This is a genomic window from Brevibacterium linens ATCC 9172, from assembly GCF_900169165.1.
GTDB classification, from domain to species: domain Bacteria; phylum Actinomycetota; class Actinomycetes; order Actinomycetales; family Brevibacteriaceae; genus Brevibacterium; species Brevibacterium linens.
This window is the reverse complement of record NZ_FXYY01000012.1, coordinates 22,080-46,747: the sequence shown is the minus strand read 5'-3', so window position 1 is coordinate 46,747 and position 24,668 is coordinate 22,080. Positions and strand designations below refer to the sequence as shown.

Below are 24,668 nucleotides of genomic sequence, written 5' to 3'. Positions count from 1 at the left end.
GAAGCATGTGAACAAGAGGTTTTATCTGAGCGAAAGCTGAAAATCAGTCCGGCGATTGTTACGTTGATCACGGGTGCCGGTCCCGGACCAATCCTCCGGACGAAACGCAACTTCGCGCCCGCAGATATGACTTCACTAACCGAACATCTCGCCCAGGCCGCCACCGGGGTCGACATTGCCGCCGCCGGCGTCGACGAGGCCATCGAATCCTTCCTCGGTCCCGCGGCACAGGCCTTCAGCAGCATCGTCTTCTTCGAGCTCCAGATCGGCTCGATCGGCATCCCGCTCATCGTCGTCTGGCTCATGGCCGCGGCCGTCTTCCTCACCGTCTACCTCCGCTTCCAACCGATCACCGGACTCCGCTACTCCGTCGGCATCATCCGCGGTCGCTTCACGCGCAAGACCGACCCGGGCCAGGTCTCGAGCTTCCAAGCGCTCGCCACCGAGCTCTCGGGCACCGTCGGGTTGGGCAATATCGCAGGCGTGGCCGTGGCGATCACCATCGGCGGCCCCGGTGCCGCCCTGTGGATCATCATCTTCGGCTTCTTCGCCATGACCGTGAAGATGGCCGAGGCGACCCTCGGCGTGAAATACCGGCAGATCAACGAGGACGGCACCGTCTCCGGCGGTCCCATGTACTACCTGCGGGCCGGGCTGGCCGAGGTCGGTCGGCCCAAGCTCGGGAAGTTCCTCGCCGGGTTCTATGCTCTCACTGCCGTGCTCGGCGTCATCGGCGCCGGCAACCTGTTCCAGGCGAACCAGGCGGCCGCGATCATCGTTCAGGCCACCGGCAGCGACGACAGCTTCTTCGCTGACAAACTCTGGCTCATCGGTGCGATCATCGCTGCGCTCACCGCCCTGGTCATCCTCGGCGGGATCAAGAAGATCGGACAGTGGACGTCGAGGCTGACTCCGCTCATGGCGATCCTCTATTTCGTCTCGATCATCGTCATCCTCATCCTCAACGCCGGGCAGATCCCACACGCCTTCGCACTCATGTTCACCGGGGCCTTCAGCTCCAGCGGAGTCGCCGGTGGCGCCGTGGGTGTGGCGATCGTCGGTATCCAGCGTGCGCTGTTCTCCAACGCCGCCGGAATCGGCTCGGCAGGCATGGCCCACGCCGCCTCGAAGACGACAAAGCCGGCCACCGAAGGATTCGTGGCGATGTGGGAGCCGCTCATCGACTCCGTCATCATCTGCACCCTGACCTCGCTGGCCATCATCACCACCGGTCTCTACACCGAAAGCACCGAGGACGGAATCGGCTTGACCGCGCAGGCCTTCGGTGAGGTGTCGAGCTGGTTCCCCTATCTGCTCACGATCGCCGTCGTGTTCTTCGCGTTCTCGACGATCCTCGCCTACGGCTACTACGGGCAGCAGGCGCTGGGTTACCTGACGAAGAACTCGAAGGCCGCTGACAAGGCCTACCAGATCTTCTGGATCCTCGCCGTCATCGTCGGCGCCTCGATGTCGCTGGACTCGGTCATCGCCTTCTCCGACGCGATCTTCTTCCTCATGGCCTTCCCGAACCTGCTCGGCATCTACTTCCTTGCCCGCATCCTCCGCCTCGAGATCCTGCGGCTGCGTAAGAAGATCGACGCCGGTGTGATGAAGGAGATCACCCCTGTCGAACTCCAAGTCGGAATGGGCGATCACGAACCCACACCGGAGCAGATCAGGGCCGCCGAGGCGGGACGCAGGCGCAAACGCGACAAGCTGCGCGACGTCCGTGACACCCTGCGTCGGAAGAAGCAGGAACGCAAGAAGGCCGCGGACTGAGTCCGCGGCCTTCGGGCCTTTCCGTCTGGGCTGAGCCCGACCCCATCGGGTGGTCCCTCTCCACGGTGAAGGAGCACCGCCTCGGTGAGGGCAGGTCAGTCTTCGGCCTTCTTGAGCTTCTGATCGGTGTTCGTGTAGGCGATCGAATCGGCGGTGGATCCGACGAGCCCCATCGTCACGCGCAGCAGTCCGGGTTCGACGTCGTCCATGGGCGGAGGGGTCTCCGGCCCGATGGTCAGCGACTTTCCGTCCTTCGTCGTGGCGGTGATCGACCCGATGTAGACAGTGACATCGCCACTGAGCGTCATCGTGTCGGCCTTCGTCACCAGCCCTTCGTGCTCCTTGGGAGGCCTCACCGTGAGTGAGAAGCCGGTGATCTTGATCTCATCGGCTTGGATCTTCAGCACGACGATGGACCCACCGTCAGCGGTGGGCACCGAGACGAACGAGATTCCCTTGAGCCCCTTGAACGACAGGCCCTCGGAGCCCATGGCAGCCGGAGTCTTCGTGAAGATCGGCGCCTTCGTGTCCATCTGTGCATCGGACGGGAACTCGCCGTTGCCCTCTTCCGAGTCTTCATCCTCGGTCGGGTCGTCGCTGGGCTCATCGAGTCCCAGACCACCAGGGTCCGTGGGATCGTCGGAGGGTTCCTCCGTCGGCTCCTCGCTCGGTTCATCGCTCGGCTCATCCGTGGGGCCCGGCGCGGGCAGCGACGGGTCCGCCGTCGGTGGATCGCTCGGTTTCACCGGCATTCCGGGCGACAGGCTTCCCGCAGGTGCGGGGTCCTGGTCCTCTGACTTGGCGGAATCATCGTCATCACAGGTGCCCACGAGCGAGCACAGCGGCGACGAGTGGGCGGCTGCAACCGATCCCGCCCCGAGCGTCGTCGGGAGGATCAGGACAGCTGCCGCCAGGAGTGAGGCCGTGCGGCGGCTGGATACCCTCATGCAGTCTCCCCCTCAGCGGCTTCGGACTCCTTCGGACTCCTTCGGCCCGCGCGGTCCCATCCATGCGACCACGAGAATCGCCCCGATGGTGGACAGCAGCATGCCGATGATGAACCCGCCGAGGTTCACTCCGATGAGTGAATAGACTGCGAGGACGAGGGCGATGATCCCGTAGAACACATGGTGCGCGGGTCGGAAGATCGATAGCAGAGCGAGCACGACGATGGTGATCGGAACGACGGTCGCCTGCAGTCCCTCGATGCCGAATTGGATCTGCATGTTGCCGAGGTCCAGCTGGCCGGAGAAGAACAGTTCGATTCCGCCGAGGACGGCCATCACACCTCCGATGAAGGGGCGCTGCCGACGCCAGTGCTTGAATCCCTGACGCTTCGCGGCATCGTCGGTCATCTGCACTTCCTCGCTTCGGTCGGCCTCCCCCGCCTCCGGCGTCGGGACGGCGAATTCTGCCGTCTCGACGCCGGAATCGGAGGAGCCGCTGTGCTCTTCGGCGCGTCGGCTCCGACGGGACAGCGCAAGCAGGCTCGTCTTCTGCACGGTTGCCTCCTGTTCGGCGGCCTCCCGTTCATCGGTCGGCTGCCCGTTGGCTGCTGAGTTCCTCATCAGTCGCACTGCTCAGATCCGTCGGTGAGCTTCAGCGACATGTCCTTGAGCGTGAAGACCGAGGCCGTGGTCGACCAGGAGTCCTGCTTGAGGTCCTTGATGGAGATGGTGTCGGAGTCCTGGGCGAAGTCGCCCTTGCTTCCCTTGGCCTTCGTGTTGACGTCGGAGGCATCGACGCCGATGCGGATGTTCTCGAACTCCGCGTCTCCCTTGAGGCCGGTCATGCCGATCTGCAGATCCTTCGCCGAGGCGGGGGTGCCCTTTCCGCCCGCCTTGATGAGGACGCCGACCTTGCCCAGAGGAGTCTCCTGGACGGCCGACTGGCAGAGGTTCTCCAGGGTCGCATCCTTGATGTTCGCGGTGACGACGGCGTGCTTGCCGCCCTCGGCGTCCTTGGCGACTCCGCTGTACTGGGAGAAGCCGGTGCCCTCGAGCTGCGACGACGAGATCTTGAACTGTGTACCCGAGACGGCGAATGAGACCGGGACTGCACCCTGGGCCACCCCGCCCATGAGCATCGCTGAGACGACGCCTGTGGGAATCGCGACCATGGCGATGCGACCGGCGTGAGATGAGACGAGCCTGCGGATGAGGCTGGGATTGCGGAACTTCATTGATCCTCCTTGACCACCGACAGCACGGTCGGCATCAGCGTGTGATGTAAGTTACTACGGGGTGTTACCCGACAGTATCGCGGGTGAAGTTTGAGCGTCAACGGCTTTTGCCGACGGCATCCTCGCGGGGCAGAGTTCGGGTGGCCGCACACCGCTGGGCAAAGCCGACCTGTCAGATCGAATGACATGGTATGTTCCCAGATCAGGCGATGTGCTTGGGATTTCCGAGGTGATGGTCGAGCCCGCACTCGATGGCACTGAAACACGCGCCCGGATGATGGGAACCGGCCCGGGTCGGGGCGTGAACAAAACTTTCAAAACTCAGCTTTCACACCTCGGCGGCGGATACCGGAGTCGACGCTCTCAGCGCACCGGGGCGTCGGGGCCGAGCGGAATGCCCAGACCCCACCACAGGAAGAACAGCAGGCTCCAGCTGATCGTCATGCACACGGCCAAGGGCAGGGTGTGCGACGCGAGCGTGCCGATGCCGGCACTCTTCTGATACTTCTGCATGAAGCCGAGCGCGAGAATGAAGTACGGGCTCATCGGGGTGATCGCCGTCGACCCCGAGTCGGCGATGCGGAAGATCGCCTGGGAGGTCTCCGGCGGCACCTCGAGCAGCATGAGCAGCGGCACGATGACCGGAGCCATGATTGCCCACATCGCCGAGCCGGAGGTGATGAGCACGTTGACGACGGAGAGCACGAGCAGGACGAGGATGAACACCACCCAGGTCGGCAGGCCGAGGCCGGTGAACAGTTCGGACACGGACACCGAGACGAGCATGCCGATGTTCGTCCACTCGAAGTACTCGAGGAACTGGGCGATGGCGAAGAAGAGGACGAGGACCCCGGCGATCGATGCGAGGCCCTGCCCCATGAGCTTCGGCACGTCGGACCAGGTCTCGATCGTGCCCTCGCGGAAGCCGTAGACGATGCCGCCGATGCCGAAGAGCAGAGCGATGAGGAACGCGATTCCGGTGAGGAACGGGGACTCGCCGAAGGGTCCGTCGCCGCGCAGAGGCGCTCCCTTGGGGACGACGAGCACGACGATGGCGATGATCGCGGCGATGACGGCGAACATCGACCAGCGCAGAGCCTTCCGCTCCGTGTCGGTGATGACGAGGTCTTCGTGCTCGGCATCCTCGTCGGCTTCGAGGTTGTCGCGCTTCATGAGCACGAGCTCGGTGACGATCGTGATGACGATGGCCAGGAGGAAGGAGCTGGCGATGTTGAAGTACCAGTTGCCGATCGGGGCGACGATGTAGTCGGGGTCGATGATGTTCGCCGCGGCGGTCGTGATGTCCGCGAAGATCGCGTCGTTGGGAGTCGGGATCGGGCTGGCATCATAACCGGAGGCGATCGAGGTGTAGGCGACGATGACGCCGAGGACTGGGGAGCGGCCCACGGCCTTGAACACCATCCCGCCGAGCGGCACGAGGATGACGTAGGCCGCCGCCGAGGCGACGTGGGAGATCGTGCCCATGAACGCGACCGTGAAGACGATGAGTCCGGCCGGGACACGGGCGATCGAGACCTTCATCGCCGTCGAGAGCAGGCCGGTGCGCTCGGCCAGGGCCACACCCATGATGACGACCATGATCGTGATCAGCGGTGGGAAGGTCCGATAGGCGTCGAGTGCGGTGCTCACGGCCATGGCGATGCCGCTGCCGCTGAGCAGATTCTTCACCGGGGTCCATTCCCCGGTGCCGGGATCCTCGACTCCCGCGCCGGCGAGGGAGAGGACGAGGCTGAGTACGGCGAGGATCGCCGCGAGGATCCAGAACAGCCAGAAGGGGTTCGGCAGCTTGTTGCCGACGACTTCGATGACGTTGAGGGCGCGGATGACCAGCGGCAGCTTCTCCTGCTCGTCGGTCTGCACGGTATCGGTGGTCTGGGTCGGTTTCATCGTGAGCTCCTGAGAGTTCAGGCGGGATTTTCGGGCAGGGTCCACCAGGGCACGGTGATTCCGGCGCTGGAATCGGGTGATCTGTGGTGGGGTGTCGGCCGGTCGGCCGGTCAGTGAGAAGCAGGTGTCACAGTTTCTGCAGCTCCTGACAGTAGGCGACGAGTCGGTCGATGACCTCGCCGAGGATGTCCTCCCCGGCCGCGGCCGTGGCGGTGCGTGGATCGCCGAGGACGCCGTTGTCGGCATAGCGATCGAACGTCACCGCTGTTGACGGTGACTTCGTTCGCGAGAGTCGGGCGCGCGGGTCGAGATCGTCGAGCCGGGTGGCGCCGGGGTTGAGATGGCCAGAATCGACGAGGGATTCGTCTATGGCGAGCATCTGCGAGGTCTCGGACTCTCCGCAGTGGCCGCTGACCTCGGTACGGGGAAGGGCGGCAGTCGCCTCGGTGGCCAAGCCGGAGACCGGGGCGTAGGCGAAGACGAAGTCGGGGTGGGTGGCGAGCAGGTCCTGCTGGACCACGCCGAGGGCTGAGAGGTTGCCGCCGTGTCCGGTGATGACGAGGAGCCGGTCGAATCCGGCATCGGCGAGCTGGCCCACGATCGAGGTGACGAGGTCGACGAACAGCTGCGGGCCGATGTTGATCGTGCCGGGCAGGAACCGGTGATGCGGGGAGACGCCGTAGTCGATGCTCGGCAGGACGAAGGCGCTGCCCGCCCGAACCCGACCGCCGTCGGCGCTGTCGCGGAGCCGGTCGACGACGGCGCGGGCGACGTGAGCGGCGCGGATGGTGTCGGTGCCCAGGGGAAGTCCGTCCCCGTGCTGTTCGCAGGCGCCGACGGGAAGGACGAGCAAGCTGTTTCGGTCCTTCGCGAGTTCGACCTCCAGCGAGGTCAGTTCGGCGTAGTCGCGGATATGCGGGCGGATCTCGGAGATCACCGGGCGGCTCATCGCTGGGGTCCTGCGATGGTGTCGGCACTGCCGTCCTTGATGGTGTCGTCGGTCCAGTCGGCGAGGACGGCGGTCTTGATCGCCTCGAGGTGCTTGCGGGTGCGGTGGGAGGCTTCGAAGCCGTCGCCGCGACGGATCGCATCGAGGATGTCCGCGTGTTCGTCGTGGTCGCGCAGGCGGTCGTAGCTCGTGCGTGCCGCCTGCTGGGTCCGCGAATGGATGGCCAGCAGGGACACCAGCATCTCGTGCAGAGCGCGGTTGCCCGAAGCGCGAGCGAGTTCGACGTGGAAGTGACCGGCCGGGACCGCGGTCTCGACCTGGAGGGCATTGTCGAGCGCGGACTCCATGGAAGCCACGGCATCCGCCGCCTGGACCGTCGCTGCGAGCTCGGCGATGCCGGGTTCGATGGCGATGCGGGCATCGAGGAGTTCGATGGCCGCTGCGAGGTCGACGGGCACATAGTGCGGGTTGTCGAGGATGCGGCGGTTGATCGCTTCGCGGACGTAGGTGCCCGAGCCGTGCTTGAGTTCGACCGAGCCCGTGGCTTCGAGTCGGCGCAGGGCCTCTCGGACGGTGGGCACGGTGACCTCGAAGCGTGCGGCGAGGACCTTGGCCGAGGGCAGGGTCTGCCCGGGTTGGAGGTGTTCGGTGCGGATGGTGTCGACGATGTCGCGAGTGAGGCGTTCGACGAGTCCGACGGTGGACGTCATGGTGCTCTCCTTCAAGTGTTTAAGTCATCTAATCACTTTGGGTCAGAGTGTGTCAACGGTCACTTTTGAGGTGGCCCTGGTCGGTCAGTTCTGGGTGGGCCCATGCGTTGCGCCCGGATGGCTGCGGAAGAACTCCCAGACGGTGTCGGTGGCCGAGAAGTCCTTCGTGACGTATCCGCCGCCGCTGTAGACGACCTCACCCGGCCAGACGTGGCCGCCGTCGGCGACGGAGTAGAGCTCGACTTGGGCATCGCATTGCGTCCATTGGGTGCGCACGACATCTTCGCCCTTGCGGCCGACCTGGCGGTCAGCGGACTTCGTGCAGCCGGAGGCCCCCGCCCAGGGCTGGATCCATTCGCGCACACCGGGGTAGTCCTCGCCTTGGCGGTGACCGCCCTCGTAGTGCATCGTCGCGTCCCCCGTGCCGTGGATCGCGAGCATCGGCGTCGGCGTCGAATAATCGCAGCCCTGTGTCGACTGCGGATAGTAGGCACCGGCGACGGGAGCGAATGCGGAGAAGCGATCGCGCAGGTGACAAGCGAGGACGGAGACGAATCCGCCGCCGTTCGACTTGCCGGTGGCATAGACCCGATTGAGGTCGATGCAGTGCTCGGATTCGATCGAATCGAGCAGATCGGCGACGAACGCGACGTCATCGGCACCGCTGGCGTACGGGGCTCCCTGCCAGGAGCGTTTGCCGTCGCTGAGGTCACCGTCGGGGAACACGGTGATCGCGGGCAGGGTCGGCAGCCCCGTGTGGTTCTGGAATTCGGCACCGTCGGAACCGTTGCCGTGGAACCCGAGGACGAGCGGCAGGGGAGTCGCGATCTCGTAGTCGCGGGGAATGTTGATCCGGTAGCTGCGCTCCCCGCCTGGTGTAGAGATGGTCCTCTCGTCGATGACATCGTCAGTCCTTTGATCGTCGGTGATCGTGGTGAGGACTCTAGCACAAGTCATCAGATGACTAAATGAATTGGCTATGACGGTGGCGTCGTCGAGGAGGCAGTGGTGTTGCCGATTCGGGATCCGCAGTCGGAAGGTGTTCGACTCAGGCCGTCTGCGGCGAATCCCCTTCGATGGTTGACCAGTTCGCCTTCGTCAGTGCGACGGCATGCGCATGTTCACCGGCACGGACGGCGGCGATGATCTCGGTGTGCTGCTCCGGTGAGGCCGATCCCTTCACCGATTCGAAGTGCAGGAACTCCGCTCGGCGCAGAGTGGCGGTGACGACCTCGAGGTGATCGGGAATGAGGGGGTTGGAGGATCGGGTGAGGGCCACTTCGTGGAAGTCATCATCGGCGGCGATCGCCGCCTCGGCCTCGCCGGCTGCGAGGGCCGCACTCAAACGATCGTTCGCCTGCCCCATCTCATTCAGAGCTGCCTCGTCGAGAGTTGGGAAGGCGAGGTCGATCGCCAGACCGTGGAGTTCAGCGGCGATCTGCCGGGCCGCGAGGATGCGCTCCGGATCCTCAGGGGCCACGCGCGTCATCCGGCCCGGCTCTGCCACGACGAGCCCGGCCTGGGCCAGGCGCTGCAGCGCCTCCCGCACGGGCGTCCGGGAGACCTGCAGCCAGGCGCCGAGCTCCTGGTCGCGCAGCTGCTCGTCCGGGGCGAGCTGACCGCGGACGATGGCATCGCGGATCGAACGGTAGACGTCATCGCGCAGCAGAGTGCGGTGCGCCACCGGTGAGTCCGTGGGGATCGGCACGCTCGGCCCTTTCGTTCTCGGAGTTCGCTCTCGTCGCAGCTCGTCGGTGGAGGCCTCTGATCGGTGCCATCGGCCGAGCTGGGCGACGCGAATGGTCTGTGCTCATTGTATGCACGTCCAGAATGCAATATATTGCATATTGCACGTTGCGATCCAGGACACACCGACGCAGGGCATGCCTCATCCGGCACGCCTCGTCACCGGACACACCCCGTCCGCCCGGAGTCGGGCGGCCGCCACCGCGGCCGCGGTTCGCACCGGCGCCGTCGGGGAGCCGTCGAGCACCGTCGCCCGGAGATCCCCCACCGCCCAGAGAACAGAGGACACCATGGCCATCACCGATTTCGAACGCTACCCACTGACCTTCGGCCCCAGCCCCGTGCACGAACTCCCGAGACTGAGCGACCACCTCGGCGGGGCCAGGGTCTGGGCCAAACGCGAGGACGTCAATTCGGGACTCGCCTTCGGCGGCAACAAGACCCGCAAACTCGAGTACATCGTCCCCGACATCCTCGCCTCGGGTGCGGACACGCTCGTGTCCATCGGCGGCTACCAGTCCAACCACACCCGCCAGGTCGCCGCGGTCGCTGCCCACCTGGGACTGAAGGCGCGCCTCGTGCAGGAGCGCTGGGTCGACTGGGAGGACCCGGTCAACGACAAGGTCGGCAACATCGAGCTCTCCCGCATCATGGGCGCCGACGTCCGCCTCGACTCCGCCGGATTCGACATCGGCATCCGCTCGAGCTGGGAGAACGCCCTGCACGAGGTCGAAGAGTCCGGCGGCAGGCCCTACCCGATCCCGGCCGGAGCCTCGGAGCACAGGTTCGGCGGGCTGGGCTTCGCGAACTGGGCGTATGAGGTCGCCGCACAGGAAAAGGAGCTCGGCGTCTTCTTCGACACCATCGTCGTGTGCACCGTGACCGGGTCGACGCATGCCGGAATGATCGCCGGATTCGCCGCTCTCGAAGCCGCCGGAGGACCCAAGCGCAAGGTCATCGGCATCGACGCATCGGCCACGATCGTCAAGACCCGCGATCAGGTGAAGAGGATCGCGAACACCACTGCCGAACTCATCGGCCTCGGGCGTGAGATCACCGCCGACGAGGTCGACATCCGCTCGGGTTGGGAAGGACCCGCCTACGGCATCCCCGACGATTCGACCGTCGAGGCGATCCGCACCACCGCCCAGCTCGAAGGCGTCATCCTCGACCCCGTCTACGAAGGCAAGTCGATGGCCGGGCTCCTCGACCTCGTTGCTGAAGGCACGATCGGATCGGATTCGACCGTCCTCTACGCCCACCTCGGCGGGCAGCTGGCCCTCAACGCCTACTCCTCGATCTTCTGATCGGGACGACGCCCATCCCACGACACAGCCACCCCCTTGAGGAAGGATCGATGAGATGACGGCCGCACACGGATCTCAGCCCCCGCACGACGGCGACCACGAGCAGGATCGCCACCAGTTCGAGACCTCGATCCAGGTCAGCCCGCCCGGCACGAACGACAGACCGCTGCGGGCCTCGGCCTCGGGGGAGGACCGGGTCCTCGACGAGATCGCCCAGCGCGTGCTCTGGCTGGCCACGTCGATCATCGACCGGGCCAATCGGGGACGGGAGAACCCCGATGGGGTCAAGGTCGGCGGCCACCAGTCGTCCTCGGCCTCGATGGCGGGCATCATGACCGCCCTGTGGTTCGCCCGCCTGCGCTCGATCGACAGGGTCTCGGTCAAGCCCCACGCCTCACCGGTCCTCCACGCGATCAACTACCTCCTCGGCGATCTCGCCGAACACCATCTGGACACGCTGCGCAGCCGCGGAGGACTCCAGCCCTACCCCTCCCGGACGAAGGACCCCGACACCGTCGACTTCTCCACGGGGTCGGTGGGCATCGGCGCGACCGCCCCGATCTGGGCCGCACTGTCCCACCGCTACGTCTCCGACCGGTTCCCCGACACCCCACGGGCCGGGCGCTTCTATTCGCTGCTCGGGGATGCCGAGATGGACGAAGGCGCGGTATGGGAGGCCATCATCGACCCCGAGGTGCGCACCCTCGGCGAGATCGTGTGGATCGTCGACCTCAACCGGCAGTCCCTCGACCGGGTCATCCCCGACGTGCAGATCAAGCGCCTCCAGGGCATGTTCGCCGCCGCCGGCTGGCAGGTCCTCACCTGCCCGTGGGGGCGCCGCCTCGAGGCCGTCTTCGCCGCCCCGGGCGGGCAGGCGCTCAAAGACCGGCTCGTGTCGATGCCCAACCCCGAATACCAGCGGCTCCTGCGCGCTCACCCCACCGAGGTCCACGACCGTCTGCTCGCCGGCCTCGACGAGTCCGCGGCCACGGCGCTGCGCGCGGTCATCGACCCGTTCTCACCCGATGAGATCGCCTCCCTCATCCGCGACCTCGGCGGACACGACCTCGGGCAGCTCGTCGAGGCCTTCGAGGCCATCGACGACGACCGACCCACCGTCGTCTTCGCGTACACGATCAAGGGCAAGGGGCTCGCCACCGAGGGCCACCCGGGCAACCACGCCGCCCAGCTCACCGAGGCGCAGATGCGCGACCTCGCGGCCGCCTCGGGGGTGGACCTCGACGATCCGTGGGTCCGCTTCGACCCCGACACCCCGGCCGGGAGGCTCTGCGCCCAGACCGCCGAGCGCCTGCGCCGCGAGGGCCATGAGACCCACACCGTCGCCGAGGTGCCCGCTGAGCTGGGTTTCTCCCCGCGGCCGACGATCTCCACCCAGGCCACGCTGGGTCGGTTCCTCTCCGACCTCAAGCACGTCGCCCCCGAGGTGGCCCGCCGCGTCGTCACCGTCTCACCGGACGTGGCCACGTCGACCAACCTCGGCGGGTGGATCAACAAGACCGGGATCTGGTCCCCGGCCGGGCGGGAGGACTGGTTCTCCGATGACCGGGAACGAGTCCTCAAATGGCAGGAGGGCTCGCGCGGTCAGCACATCGAGATGGGCATCGCCGAGGTCAACCTCGTCTCCCTGGCCGGTGAGCTCGGGACGACCGGGAGCCGGTGGGGACAGCCGCTGCTGCCGATCGCGACGATCTACGATCCGTTCATCAACCGCGCCCTCGAACCGTGGACGTTCAGCCTCTACGCCGGTGGGCGCTCGATCATGGTCGGCACGCCGTCGGGAGTCACGCTCGCGCCCGAGGGCGGGGCGGGGCGCACCAGTCGTTCAACACGCCCTCGGTTACTCTGGAGATCCCGGGCTTGACGAGCTGGGAGCCGGCCTTCGCCCAGGACCTCGAGTGGACCCTGCTCGAGGCGCTGCGCGAACTCGCCGACCCGCACGGGGATTCGGCGTACTTCCGCCTGACCACCAGGCCCGTGGCCCAGGAGCTCGCCGCAGTGCCCGAGGATCCGCTGCTGCGCGAACGCCGCCGCGAACAGGTCATCGCCGGAGGCTACCGGCTCTCGGCCCGTCCCGCTGCCGAGGACGAGGTCACGCTCGTCGGCGCCGGCGCGATCATGACCGAGGTCATCACGGCTGCGGCCCGACTGGAATCCCTGGGCGTGCGGGCCGGAATCGTCTGCCTCAGCTCGGCGTCGAAGGTCTTCCGCTCCGTGCAGGAGCGCGGACGGGTGGGGCAGAGCCGCCGATCGGCCATCGCCGACGAACTGTTCCCGGCCGCGCATCCCGCGCCCCTGGTGACCGTCCTCGACGGACACCCGCACACGCTGGCCTTCCTCGCCGGAGTGCGCGGGGATCGCACCCGCAACCTCGGCGTCACGGAATTCGGTCAGGCCTCCTCGGTGAGTCAGGCACATGCGCTCCACGGAATCGACACGGACTCGATCGTCTCTGCGGCGCTCGACCTCGTGGGGCGGTGAGGTCTGCTGCGGCGGTGAGGTCTGCTGCGGGTGGGCGACCGGGTCCGGCGCCTCGTACCGGAGCCGATCCCCACACCGAGGCGGCTGATCCGTGAGCGTGCCGAGGCGACTGTTCGATCCAAGCCGAGGACGGTTCGGATTTCGTCGTGGTTGATTCGGAATCCGCATCGCCTCGGCGTGGAGGTCGGGGGCGATACGGGACTGAGGATTCCCCCAGGTTCCGGCACTTGTTGCGCGGGTCACGTGTTGATAGCGTGTGAGACAGGCATACGCAATCCGTCGATTCCGACGGCGAACAGGTATGCGATTGCTTAAACGGCGCCAACAGGTGCCCGAAGTCGAAGGAGTCTGGAATGAGCAACGTAGGCAGTGCTGCAGGCGGTTACCGTGTCGAGAACCCGGCCACGGGCGAGGTCGTCGAGAAGTTCGACAATGCCACCGACGAAGAGGTCCAACAGGTCCTCGAATCCGCACACACGGGCTACCTGAGCTGGCGCGAGAAGACGATCGAAGAACGTGCCGCGATCGTCAACAAGGTTGCCGCTCTCTTCGGAGAGCGCAAGGCCGAGCTCGCGGAGATCATCGCCGAGGAGATGGGCAAGCCCACCGCCGAAGGTGAGGAAGAGGCCGAGTTCTGCGAAGAGATCTTCAACTACTATGCGAACAACGGACCGAAGTTCGCCGCCGATGAGCCGATCGAATCGATGTCGGGCGGAAAGGCCTTCATCCAGCGTCGCCCCGTCGGCCCGCTGCTGGGTATCATGCCCTGGAACTTCCCCTACTACCAGGTCGCCCGCTTCGCCGCACCGAACCTCGTGCTCGGCAACACGATCATCCTCAAGCACGCGGAGATCTGCCCCCGCTCCTCGGCGAAGATCGCCGAGATCATGAAGGAAGCCGGCATCCCCGAAGGCGTGTACTCCAACATCTACGCCACCCATGAGCAGATCGAGACGATCATCGCCGACGACCGCGTCGAAGGTGTGTCCCTGACCGGTTCCGAGCGCGCCGGGTCCGCCGTGGCCGCGACCGCGGGCAAGTACCTGAAGAAGGCCGTGCTCGAGCTCGGCGGATCCGACCCCTACATCGTCCTCGACACCGATGACATGAACGAGGCCGTCGATACCGCGTGGGGCACCCGCCTGTACAACACCGGCCAGGTCTGCAACGCGAACAAGCGGATGATCGTCATGGACGACATCTACGACGACTTCGTGTCCGGTCTGACCGAGCGTGCCCAGTCCTGGGAGAAGGGCACCCCCGCCGAGGCGGGCGACGGCAAATACTCGCCCCTGTCCTCGCGTTCGGCCGCCGAGAACCTGCGCAAGCAGCTCGACCGCGCCGTCGAGCAGGGTGCGACCCTCGTCGGCGGCGAGCTCGCCAGCGACGGTTCGGCCTATGTCTCGCCGGCCGTGCTCACCGGAGTCACCTCGGAGATGGACGCCTACCGCGAGGAGCTCTTCGGACCTGTGGCCACCGTCTACAAGGTCACCAGCGATGACGAGGCACTGGCCCTGGCCAATGACTCGCGCTTCGGCCTCGGCGGCGCCGTGTTCGCCAAGGATTCCGAGCGTGCCGCGAAGCTCGCTCAGCGCCTCGACGTCGGCATGTCGAATGTCAACACCCCTGCCGGTGAAGGCGCGGAGATCCCGTTCGGCGGCACCAAGCGCTCGGGCTTCGGCCGCGAGCTCGGCCCCTACGGCATGGACGAATTCGTCAACAAGCGCATGTACTACGTGGCTGACTGACGCCCTCAGCGGTCGTCGAGAAACGGGCTGGGTGTCGAGAAACGTGTGTGCGCATGCGTTTTTCGACACTCAGCCCGTTTCTCGCGCAATGGTGCGGGGGCGGCTCAGCCGAAGATCGCGCGCAGGGACACGAGTCCGATCGCCCCGATGGCTGCGGCGGCGGGCAGCGTGATCACCCAGGCGAGGGCGATCGGCTTCATGAGATTCCAGTTCGCGGCGCGGTTGACGAGCCCGACACCGAGGATGGCGCCGATGAGGATGTGGGTGCTCGACACCGGAAGTCCGAGCACCGAGGCGGCCATGACGACGCCCGCGGCGGAGAGTTCGGCGGCGAAGCCCGAGGCAGGATGGATCTTCGTCAGCCCCGTGCCGACCGTCTTGATGACATTGCGGCCGATGAACCACAGGCCCGCGACGAGGGCGATGCCGCAGGTGATCATGGCGGCGGCGGGCACCCCCGCCTCGGCGTTGATCTCGTTCGTCCGCAGCACGTCGAGGATCGCCGCGAACGGGCCGATCGCATTGGCGATGTCATTGCTGCCATGGCTGAATGCGAACGCCGATGCCGTGAAGACCTGCATCCATGAGAAGAGGAGGAAGGTCGATCGTGACGGGGTCTGCTTCTTCAGCGTCTTCGTGAAGATGAAGACCGCCATCCACACGCCCGCGCCGATCATCGCCATGATGAGGAAGTTGCCGACGGAGCTGATGCCGAGTTCGAGGTTCTTCAGTCCCTTGAACAGCAGCATCGATGAGATGACGATCGAGCCGAACGCCGCCAGCAGCGGCACCCAGGTCTCGAGCGCGCGGTGGGAGTTCAACCCCGAGCGCTCGGTCTCGATGGCCGCCATGCGGCGGAAGTAGTCCGATTCGAGTTCGTCGGGGTCATAGTCGGGTTCGTTGATGAGGACGGCGTCCCTGGTCATCGCATTGGTGTAGGAGATCTGCTGGATCTCGTCGAGGCGTTCGAAGGCCTTCTTGTGTTCCTGTCGCAGCTCCGCCTTCGCGGTCTTGATCTCGCGCAGCTTCGCATCGGCTTCATCGTTGTAGACGAGGATGTGTCGTCTGATCGCGCCGAAGAGCACGAAGGCGACTGCGCCGCCCAACGCCGGGGAGAGCACCCAGGAGATCGCGATCGTGCCGATCCCGCCCCACTGGACCATCCCGAACCCACCTGTGCCGGTGACGAATCCCAAGGTGAGGGCGGCACCGACGATGCCTCCGATGATCGAATGGGTGGTCGAGACCGGCCACCCCATCTTCGTGGCGATGAGCAGCCAGATCGCGGCGCCGAGGAGGGCGGACGTCATGATGAAGACGAAATCGAGGGGATCGACGTCGATCGCGCCGAGATCGACGATGCCGCTGCGGACGGTGTCGGTGACCTCGCCGCCGGCGAGGACGGCTCCGCTGACCTCGAAGACCGCGGCGACCATGAGCGCCTGCTTCATGCTCAGCGTTCCGGCGCCCACCGAGGTGCCGAAGGAGTTCGCCACGTCGTTGCCGCCGATGTTGAAGGCCATGAACGTGCCGAAGACGATCGTCGTGATGAGGACGAGCCGGTTGGACCCGGCTCCGACGAAGTCGAACGACCACAGCGTGAACGAGACCAGGGTCGCCGCCAGCATGAGGCCGAAGCAGATGTGCCACCAGCGGTCGGGGCCGAGGAAGCGCGGTCGGGGCGTCAATCGCGGGGAGGAATCTGCGAGGGTGTCGTTCGTCATCGTGTGTTCCTGTGTGCGGGTGCGGGAGGGGTATGCGCGGGTCCGTCCCAGGAGAAGTCGGACGGCGTCCGCCAGCAGTCATCCTCGGCGCTGCAGATGACCGGGTGATGAAGCACGATCGACGCGGACGCGTACAGTCGCTCAATTGGCGGAGTCGACCGACTCCTATACTGGTGCCAGGCGGCTCGGACGGACGGCCGTGGAGCGAGACTGCGGAGGGAAGCATGCCGATCACTGCGAGGATCCTCGAGGTCGCCGTCGTCGACCCCGATCGGCTTGCCATCGTCGGTGGTGACGGACAGCTGACCTACTCGCAGCTCGCCGAAGGCTCGCGGACGATGTTCGCCGCCGTCGACGCCCTCCACGGAGCCCAGACCGACCCGCCGAATCCTGCTCCCGAAACCCACGGCATCCCGATCACGGCGGTGAGTCTCACCTCGGCGTTCGAGACTTCCCGCATCATCGCCGGCCTCGCCGGCTTCCGCGCGCTCTCGGCCACGATCGATCCCCGCTGGCCGCTGAGCCACCAGGTCGGAGTCATCACGACCACCGGCATCGGGCTTGTCATCAGCGACTCGACCCACCTCGCCGAGGCGCTCGCCGCCGCCGGCTGGACCGGAACCGTCATCACCGCCGCCGACTTCCAGGCCCGCGAGGCCGCCGTCGATCCCGCCGACACGACCCCGCCGACCGTCCGCGAAGCGTCCGAGCCGTTCCTCATGCTCTTCTCGTCGGGCACGACGAGCAATCCGAAGGCCTTCATCAAGACCCGCCAGCAGTACCGCGACAACGTGGCTGTGTCCTCGGCCCACCTCGAACCCTTCGCCGGAGTGGCCACCCTGGCGCCTGGCCCCGTGTCCTACAGCCTTACCCTCTACGCCGTCGTCGAAAGCCTCGCCACCGGCGGCAGCGTCCACGTCGCCGACGACTTCGACCCCTTCACCATGGGGTCGCGCATCACCGGCGAAGCCATCACCCGAATCGTCGCCGTGCCCGCCGTGGTGCGTGCCATCGCCGAGGCGGCCCGCCGAACGCCGGCCCGCTTCCACGGTCTCGACCTCGTCGTCACCGGGGGAGCGAATCTGCCGGCATCCATCCGTTCGGCACTCGCCGAGGTCCTCCCCGACACCCGTCTGATCAGCTACTACGGTGCCGCCGAGATCGGGTTCATCGGCGACAGTCGTGACGGTGACGGCACCTGGATCTCGATCTACGACACCATCGGCGTCGAGGTCCGTGACGGATCCGGTGCCCGGCTGCCGGACGGAGAGATCGGCACGGTCTGGATCAGTGCCGCCGCCTGCTCGGATGGCTATGTCACCGGCACCACCGACGCTCAGCTGCGCTTCCCCGACGGCTGGGCCACGGTCGGTGACCAGGGACGGATCGAGAACGGACTCCTCCAGCTCGCCGGGCGAGCAGGTGACATCGCGATCACCGGAGGGCACAAGGTGTCCCTGCCCGAGGTGGAGCGGGCCTTCGAAGGATTCGACGGCGAGGTCTGCGCGGTCGCGTTGCCCGACGACGGTCTCGGCAGCATCGTCGCCCTCGTCATCGAACCGGACTCCGACTCCGGAGGTGGAGTCGGCACTTCGGGCACGCCCGACAAAGCAGCACTGCTCGACCATGCCCGGGCGAAGCTGGCCCCGCAGTTCGTGCCTAGGCGGTTCTACGTACTCGACCGGCTGCCGCGGACCGTCGGCGGGAAGATTCGACGCCACGAAACCGTTGACCTGGTCATGAGCGGAAAGGCACAGCGGCTGTGAACGCCTCCCGGAACAATCGGTACCGGACGGACGGCGCGCGCGACGTCGTCATCACCGGACTCGGCGCCATCACGCCGAGCGGTCAGGACCCAGAGACCCTCTGGGACTCCGTGCGCACCGGGACCAGTGCCATCGACGTCCTCGCAGGTGAACGGTTCGACGACCTGGCGGTGCGGATCGGCGGGCAGATCACGGACTTCGACGCCGAGGCGGTTCTGCCCCGGGCGCTCGCCCGCCGACTCAGCCCCGTCCAGCACTGGGCGATCGCCGCGGCCGACCAGGCGCTGCGCTCAGGCGGCATCGAGTCGGCGGCCGAGGACCTGCCCTGGGACCGCGACCGCGTGGCCGTCATCGCCGCCACCGGTTCCGGGCCCGTCGACGCCATGCAGGAGGCCACGCGCAGCCTCGACGCGGACGGTCCCAGATCCGTGCCGCTGACGCTCGCCCTCCACGGAGCACCGGACTCCGCGGCAGCGCTCATCAGCCAGCGCTTCGACCTGCGCGGACCCGGTCAGGGAGTCTCGGCGACCTGTGCTTCAGGGGCGATCGGCCTCGGCGAGGCGATGCGTCGCATCCGCCACGGCTACGCCGACGCCGTGCTCGCCGTCGGCATGGAGGACTGCCTCGGTCCGGTCAATCTCGCCTCGAATGCGAACATGCGCGCGCTCGCCGCCGGATACGAAGACGATCCGACCGCCGCCAGCCGTCCCTTCGACCGGGGCCGCAACGGCTTCGTCATGAGCCAGGGTGCGGCCGCGATCCTCCTCGAACCCGCCGACTCGGCGGCCTCACGTGGGGCGACGCCGCTGGCCGAGCTTGCCGGATTCGGCGCCGCCAGCGATGCCCACCACCCGACGAACCCGCATCCGGGCGGACGGGGAGCCGCCTCGGCGGTGGTCCAGGCTGTGAGCGACGCAGGGCTGGAACCCGGCGATATCGACCACATCAACGCCCACGCGACGGGCACACCGGCCGGCGACCGAGCCGAACTCGCCGCCTTCGACGCAGCCCTGGGGGAGGTCGGACGGACGATCCCGATCTCGGCCACGAAGTCGACGACGGGGCACCTCCTCGGCGCATCGGGGGTCGTCGAGGCGATCATCGCGACTCTGACGCTGCGGGATCAGACGCTGCCCCCGACGCTCAACCTCGTTGACAATGAATTCCCCGCATGGGATATCGTCGCAGGTCACGCCCGTGACATGAGCGGTGGGCAGGATCTCGCCGAGGTGGTCGTCGACACCGTGCTGTCAACGTCGTTCGGATTCGGCGGGCACAACGGGGCGATCATTCTGCGTCGGGCTGACGCCCTGTAGAACAGGCGAACCGACGTCCTGACGACACCGGAACAGAGGAGAGACGATGACCGACCGTGAGACACGCGTGAGCGAACTCGCCGCGCGGTACCTGCCCGATGATGTGTGTGATCGTTTCCGCGCACGAGCCGACGTCTATGACCGGGAGAACCGATTCTTCGACGAGGATCTCGCCGAACTGAGGGATCTCGGCTACCTCACCCTCTTCGTGCCCGAGTCCCATGGCGGGCCCGGCTTGAGCCTGTTCGAGGTCAGCCGACTGCAGCAGCGGCTGGCAGCGGCGGCGCCCGGAACGGCCCTGGCGATCAATATGCACCTCATGACCACCGGAGTGGTCAAGGCACTGGCCGACCGCGGCGACGACTCGCTGAACTGGGTGTTCGACGAGGCCATGGCCGGTGAGATCTTCGCCTTCGGCATCTCCGAGCCGTCGAACGATTGGGTCCTGCAGGGTTCGACCACCGAGGCGGTGCCGACGACCGACGGCGGATTTGAGCTGACCGGGGTGAAGATCTTCACCTCGCTCTCGCCCGTGTGGACGAGGCTCATCGTCCACGGTGCCGTGGCGGCCGACGACGACGGGATCGCCGGTCCCGATGCCGAGGAGCCCGCCGAGGGGCGGCTCGTCTACGGCTTCATCGAACGGAATGCGCCCGGGATCACGGTCTCCGATGACTGGGATGTGCTGGGAATGCGAGCCTCGCAGTCGCGGGCGACGATCCTCGACCACGTGCCGATGAAGCCCGAACGGGTCTCACGCGTCATCCCCGCCGGCAAGCACCCCGACCTGCTCACCTTTGCGATCACGAGCAACTTCCAGCTGCTCATCGCCGCCGTCTACGCCGGAGTCGCGGCGCGGGCGCTCGAGCTGGGCGCCGCCGGACTGCACAAGCGGAAGTCCGCGAAGGCCGGGACCACCTTCGCCGAGGTGCCCGAGGCCCGGACGCGCCTGGCCGATGCGCACCTCGACTTCATGCCCGTGACGGCGATGATCGACGCCTACGCCCGGGACTTCGATGACCTCATCGACCACGGTGCCGGCTGGCCGCTGCGTCTGGTGGGGGCGAGGATCAAGTCCGCCGAGGCGGCCCGAAACTGTGCGGAGACGGCCCTGATGTGCACGAGCGGCAGCGGGTTCGGCAACAAGCACGAACTCTCCCGCCTCTTCCGCGATGCCACGGCCGGGCTCTTCCACCCGCCGAGCGCGGATGCGGCCCGTCCGATGTACGCGGCTGCGCTGCTCGACGGGTAGGGAGTTCGGTCCGCCGCTCGTTCAAGGCGAAGCGCACTTGTCGAAAGGTGTACCCCACGAAAAGTGCGCTGACGCTTGAACGACACCGAGGCGACCCTCGCCGGATGGCCTCAGAGCTCGGGCAGCAGCGAGATCGGATTCTCGATGCAGTCGGCGACGAAGGTGAGGAACTCACTCGGCTCCTGACCATCGCACGCCCGGTGGTCGAAGACGAACGACAGGTACATCACCTTGCGCACGGTCAACTCGCCGTCAACGACCCACGGGCGGTCCTTGATCCGGCCGAGGCCGAGCATCGCCACCTCGGGGAGGTTGATGATCGGGGCCGAACCGTCGACGCCGAACACCCCGTAGTTGTTCAGGGTGAACGTGCCGCCGGTCAGTTCGGACGGATCGAACTTCCCCGAGGCGGCCTTCCCGACGGTTCCGGACACGGAGTCGCGCAGCTGCCGCAGGCTCATCTCGCCGGCCCCGTGGACGACGGGGACCATGAGCCCGCGCGGGGTCTGCGCGGCCAGGCCGAGGTTGATTTCGCCGTGGGTGACGATCTCACCGGCGGCCGTATCGATTGACGAGTTGATGATCGGGTACTTCTTCAGACCGGCCACGACGAAGCGGGCGACGAGCGAGAGCAGCGAATACTTCTCACCCGTGCGGGCCTCGAGCGCCTTCTTCGTCGCCAGCAGCTCGGTGGCGTCGACGTCGAGCCAGATTGTGGCCTCGGGGATCTCCTGCCGCGACTTCGTCAGGCGTTCGGACACGACCTTGCGCAGTCCCGTGATCGGGGTGCGGGTATCGCGGTCGCTCTGGTCGGAGCTCGCAGCAGGCGAAGATGCCTTCGCCGGTGACGTCCCCGCGGGGACGTGGGCAGCGGCACCTGCCCCGGACTCGATCGCGGCCATGACATCAGCCCTGGTCACGACCCCGCCGGGGCCCGTGCCGGGCAGGCTCTTGGCACTGATGCCGTGATCCTTTGCGAGCTTGCGCACCAGTGGCGAGGACACGGGGGAGACACGGTCGTTCGCAGTCGTCGATGAGTTGCTGGGGGAAGCCGGGGTTTCGGCCGGGGGCTGCGACGGGGCATCCGGGATGACGGTCGGAACAGCGGGCGCCGCCGCGTTCTTGCCGCCGAACGAGCGCTTCTTCGCCGAACGGGTCTTCGGTTCCGAAGTGCCGTAGCCGATGAGGTTCGCGCCGCCCGATTCGCTGTCCGCCGACTCAGCACCCGTGCCTGCCCCAGGACCCGCGCCTGCCTCGACCCCCGCCTCGGCGACGGTGAGCAGGGCCTGGCCTGCGCTGACGGTGTCCCCTGCGTTCGCGTGAAGGCTGACGACCTGCCCGGCGTACGGGCAGGGGAGCTCGACGACGGACTTCGCGGACTCGACCTCGACGACCATCTGATCGACGTGGACCTCGTCTCCGATCTCGACCTTCCACGAGATCAGCTCCGCCTCGGTGAGGCCTTCGCCGAGGTCGGGAAGGATGAACTCGCGCGTACCCGTATTCACGTCAGCACTCATCACAGCTCCCAATCCCAGGACTCGAGCGCATCGAGTACGCGTTCGACGGTCGGCAAGTAGAACTCCTCGAGCTTCGGCGACGGATAGGGCACATCGAACCCGGCGACCCGCAGGATCGGGGCCGACAGATGAGTGAAGTTGCGTTCGGTGAGGCGAGCGGCCACCTCGGCGCCGTAGCCGCCGAACTGCGCGGCCTCGTGGATGATCGCCGCACGCGAGGTCTTGCGCACCGATGCGGACACAGTCTCATCGTCGAACGGCGAGAGTGTACGCAGGTCGATGACCTCGATGGACAATCCGTGTTCGGCTCCGGTCTCGGCAGAATCGAGTGCCGTGCGCACGGTCGGGCCGTAGGCGAGTAGGGTGGCGTCGGTGCCCTCGCGGATGACCTGCGCCCGATTCATCGGTGCCGTCGTCACGGGCAGGGACAGCGTCTCCTTCATCCAGTACCGCGACTTCGGCTCCATGAACACGACCGGGTCGTCGGAGGCGATCGATTCGCGCAGCAGGGAGTACGCATCGGCCGGATTCGACGGCGTGACGACGGTCAGCCCCGGCGTCGACGTCCAATAGACTTCCGAGGAATCGGAGTGATGCTCGACTCCGCCGATGTCGCCGGCATAGGGAATCCGGATCGTGATCGGCAGGCTGACCCGGCCCTTCGTCCGGTTCCGCATCTTCGCCACGTGCGAGACGATCTGCTCGAAAGCAGGGTAGGCGTAGGCGTCGAACTGCATCTCGACAACGGGCCGCATGCCGTTCATCGCCATGCCGATCGCCGTGCCGATGATGCCCGACTCCGCAAGCGGAGAATCCCAGACGCGGTTCGACCCGAATTCGGCTCGCAGACCTTCGGTGACCCGGAAGACCCCGCCGAGGCGACCGACATCCTCGCCGAAGACGAGCACTGTGTCGTCGTCGGCCAGAGAATCGCGCAGCGCCTGATTGAGTGCCTTCGTCATCGTCACCGACGACGGGGTGGGTGCTGTCGCCGAGGCGGCTGTGGTCGTTTCGCCGTTCACCACGGTCGGATCGGTGCCCGTTTCGACGCTCATGCGTGACCCGCCGCTGCGAGTTCGGCTTCGAGGACCTGCTGCTGCTCGGCCAGGGCAGTGCGCGGGGTCGCGTAGACGTGCGCGAAGAGCTCGCGCGGGTCGATCTCGGCCTCTTGGTTCATGGCATCGCGGACGGACGCAGCCAGGGTCTCTGCCTCCTCGGCGATCTGTTCGATCGTGGCATCGTCGAGGGCACCGGTCTGTCGCAGGTACTTCTCGAGACGGTCGATGGGATCGAACTGCTTCCAGTGCTCGACCTCCTCGGTGTCACGGTACTTCGTCGGATCGTCGGAGTTCGTGTGCGACTCCATCCGGTAGGTGAGGCACTCGATGAGGGTCGGACCATCTCCGTTGCGACCGCGCGCCAGCGCCGCGGAGACGGCGGCGAATACGGCGGCGACGTCATTGCCGTCGACGCGCAGGCCCGGCATTCCGTAGCCGGCGGCCCGGTCGGCGAGCATCGTCGCATTCGTCTGCTCCCGCAGGGGAGTGGAGATCGCGTACTGGTTGTTCTGCAGGACGAAGACCGTCGGGGTCTGCCATACGGAGGCGAAGTTGAACGCCTCGTGGGTATCGCCTTCGCTACTGGCGCCATCGCCGAGGAAGGTCAGAGTCGCGGCATCCTCGCCTTTGAGCTTCGCGGCCATCGCGAAGCCCGTGGCATGCAGGGTCTGCGTCGCCAGCGGTGTCGCCGCAGGTGAGGTGTGATATTCGTGCGGATCGAAACCGCAGTGCCAGTCCCCACGGAAGGCGGCGAGGATCTCGGCGACGGGCACCCCGCGGGTCAGCAGCGCTGCCGAGTCACGGTAGGTGGGGAAGAGCCAGTCGTTCGGCGCCAGTGCGGTGGTGGCCCCCACCTCGGCGGCTTCCTGACCTGCCGCGGAGGGATAGGTCGCGAGCCGACCCTGCCGGGTCAGGTGCGTGACCTGTGCTTCGAACCGGCGGACGAGGACCATCTGCCGGTAGAGACCGGTGAGGGTGGCATCGCTGGGGATCCGCAGCCCTTCGGTCGGAGTGTTGGTGAGCCGGCCATCTGCGCCGATGAAGCTGATCGGCTGCAGCTGGGGCAGTGAGCGGCCTGTGGTGGGAACGTCAATGGTCATGGCCCCATGGTGGCGTGAGCCGAGTCACGATTCCATGGCCAACGTGCAGGTGAGGACGGGCGGCCAAACGTGTCGCGAACTCGGGACGAAGGGGCCGGTTCCGG

General features: G+C 66.7%; 18 protein-coding genes and 1 pseudogene. 7 read left to right on the top strand and 12 right to left on the bottom strand.

Annotation, left to right across the window (positions count from 1 at the left end; genetic code table 11):
* The first annotated feature begins 126 nt into the window (after nucleotides 1–126).
* Nucleotides 127–1,779: an alanine/glycine:cation symporter family protein gene (locus BLIN9172_RS10605; protein WP_101555057.1), complete on the top strand. Its 1,653-nt coding sequence runs from the start codon at nucleotides 127–129 to the stop codon at nucleotides 1,777–1,779.
* 95 nt (nucleotides 1,780–1,874) lie between these two features.
* Here the strand turns inward: BLIN9172_RS10605 and BLIN9172_RS10600 are convergent, their stop codons facing one another.
* The 8 genes from BLIN9172_RS10600 to BLIN9172_RS10565 form a co-directional block, all read right to left on the bottom strand.
* Complete coding sequence (locus BLIN9172_RS10600; protein WP_101555056.1) at nucleotides 1,875–2,726, bottom strand: hypothetical protein; 852 nt, start codon at nucleotides 2,724–2,726, stop codon at nucleotides 1,875–1,877.
* Between the two features lie 12 nt (nucleotides 2,727–2,738).
* On the bottom strand, nucleotides 2,739–3,347 hold the full coding sequence (locus BLIN9172_RS18125; protein WP_180956966.1) for a DUF6114 domain-containing protein: 609 nt from the start codon (nucleotides 3,345–3,347) through the stop codon (nucleotides 2,739–2,741).
* A complete protein-coding gene (locus tag BLIN9172_RS10590; RefSeq protein ID WP_101555055.1) occupies nucleotides 3,347–3,961 on the bottom strand; it encodes a DUF6230 family protein in 615 nt (204 codons plus the stop codon). Before BLIN9172_RS10590 ends, BLIN9172_RS18125 begins: the two co-directional genes overlap by 1 nt.
* A 363-nt stretch (nucleotides 3,962–4,324) precedes the next feature.
* A complete protein-coding gene (locus tag BLIN9172_RS10585) occupies nucleotides 4,325–5,869 on the bottom strand; it encodes an AbgT family transporter (RefSeq protein WP_101555054.1) in 1,545 nt (514 codons plus the stop codon).
* Nucleotides 5,870–5,996: 127 nt separating this feature from the next.
* Nucleotides 5,997–6,818, bottom strand: coding sequence for a creatininase family protein (locus BLIN9172_RS10580; RefSeq protein ID WP_101555053.1), 822 nt, complete (start codon nucleotides 6,816–6,818; stop codon nucleotides 5,997–5,999).
* Entirely contained in the window at nucleotides 6,815–7,528 is a 714-nt protein-coding gene (locus BLIN9172_RS10575) for a FadR/GntR family transcriptional regulator (RefSeq protein WP_101555052.1), read from the bottom strand. The genes BLIN9172_RS10580 and BLIN9172_RS10575 overlap by 4 nt, the downstream gene beginning before the upstream one ends.
* 84 nt (nucleotides 7,529–7,612) lie before the next feature.
* Nucleotides 7,613–8,485, bottom strand: a complete 873-nt coding sequence (locus BLIN9172_RS10570) for a CE1 family esterase (RefSeq protein WP_101555051.1) — start codon at nucleotides 8,483–8,485, stop codon at nucleotides 7,613–7,615.
* Nucleotides 8,486–8,576: 91 nt separating this feature from the next.
* On the bottom strand, nucleotides 8,577–9,236 hold the full coding sequence (locus BLIN9172_RS10565; protein WP_101555050.1) for a GntR family transcriptional regulator: 660 nt from the start codon (nucleotides 9,234–9,236) through the stop codon (nucleotides 8,577–8,579).
* Nucleotides 9,237–9,564: 328 nt separating this feature from the next.
* Between BLIN9172_RS10565 and BLIN9172_RS10560 the strand changes: the two genes are divergently transcribed.
* From BLIN9172_RS10560 to BLIN9172_RS10550, 3 genes and pseudogenes are all read left to right on the top strand, one after another.
* On the top strand, nucleotides 9,565–10,581 hold the full coding sequence (locus BLIN9172_RS10560; protein WP_101555106.1) for a 1-aminocyclopropane-1-carboxylate deaminase: 1,017 nt from the start codon (nucleotides 9,565–9,567) through the stop codon (nucleotides 10,579–10,581).
* 55 nt (nucleotides 10,582–10,636) lie between these two features.
* Nucleotides 10,637–13,080 (top strand): annotated as a pseudogene (locus tag BLIN9172_RS10555) (thiamine pyrophosphate-binding protein).
* A gap of 353 nt (nucleotides 13,081–13,433) precedes the next feature.
* Nucleotides 13,434–14,828 (top strand): NAD-dependent succinate-semialdehyde dehydrogenase, encoded by a 1,395-nt coding sequence (locus tag BLIN9172_RS10550; RefSeq protein WP_101555049.1) that lies wholly within the window; start codon nucleotides 13,434–13,436, stop codon nucleotides 14,826–14,828.
* A 104-nt stretch (nucleotides 14,829–14,932) separates the two neighbouring features.
* On the opposite strand, the gene BLIN9172_RS10545 is transcribed toward BLIN9172_RS10550, so the two are convergent.
* Nucleotides 14,933–16,552, bottom strand: coding sequence for an inorganic phosphate transporter (locus BLIN9172_RS10545; RefSeq protein ID WP_101555048.1), 1,620 nt, complete (start codon nucleotides 16,550–16,552; stop codon nucleotides 14,933–14,935).
* 224 nt (nucleotides 16,553–16,776) lie between these two features.
* Between BLIN9172_RS10545 and BLIN9172_RS10540 the strand changes: the two genes are divergently transcribed.
* The 3 genes from BLIN9172_RS10540 to BLIN9172_RS10530 are packed head-to-tail and all read left to right on the top strand — an operon-like array spanning nucleotide 16,777 to nucleotide 20,886.
* Nucleotides 16,777–18,318, top strand: coding sequence for a class I adenylate-forming enzyme family protein (locus BLIN9172_RS10540; RefSeq protein ID WP_101555047.1), 1,542 nt, complete (start codon nucleotides 16,777–16,779; stop codon nucleotides 18,316–18,318).
* Nucleotides 18,315–19,634: a beta-ketoacyl-[acyl-carrier-protein] synthase family protein gene (locus BLIN9172_RS10535; protein ID WP_101555046.1), complete on the top strand. Its 1,320-nt coding sequence runs from the start codon at nucleotides 18,315–18,317 to the stop codon at nucleotides 19,632–19,634. The genes BLIN9172_RS10540 and BLIN9172_RS10535 overlap by 4 nt, the downstream gene beginning before the upstream one ends.
* A gap of 46 nt (nucleotides 19,635–19,680) precedes the next feature.
* Nucleotides 19,681–20,886, top strand: a complete 1,206-nt coding sequence (locus BLIN9172_RS10530) for an acyl-CoA dehydrogenase family protein (protein WP_101555045.1) — start codon at nucleotides 19,681–19,683, stop codon at nucleotides 20,884–20,886.
* A gap of 110 nt (nucleotides 20,887–20,996) precedes the next feature.
* On the opposite strand, the gene BLIN9172_RS10525 is transcribed toward BLIN9172_RS10530, so the two are convergent.
* From BLIN9172_RS10525 to pdhA, 3 genes are read right to left on the bottom strand one after another with little or no spacing between them, the layout of a single operon-like run.
* Nucleotides 20,997–22,406: a dihydrolipoamide acetyltransferase family protein gene (locus BLIN9172_RS10525; RefSeq protein ID WP_101555044.1), complete on the bottom strand. Its 1,410-nt coding sequence runs from the start codon at nucleotides 22,404–22,406 to the stop codon at nucleotides 20,997–20,999.
* The gene (locus BLIN9172_RS10520; protein WP_101555043.1) at nucleotides 22,406–23,461 is read right to left on the bottom strand and encodes an alpha-ketoacid dehydrogenase subunit beta; all 1,056 of its coding nucleotides are present in this window, start codon (nucleotides 23,459–23,461) and stop codon (nucleotides 22,406–22,408) included. Before BLIN9172_RS10520 ends, BLIN9172_RS10525 begins: the two co-directional genes overlap by 1 nt.
* The gene (gene pdhA, locus BLIN9172_RS10515) at nucleotides 23,458–24,564 is read right to left on the bottom strand and encodes a pyruvate dehydrogenase (acetyl-transferring) E1 component subunit alpha (protein ID WP_101555042.1); all 1,107 of its coding nucleotides are present in this window, start codon (nucleotides 24,562–24,564) and stop codon (nucleotides 23,458–23,460) included. Before pdhA ends, BLIN9172_RS10520 begins: the two co-directional genes overlap by 4 nt.
* Between the last annotated feature and the right edge of the window lie 104 nt (nucleotides 24,565–24,668).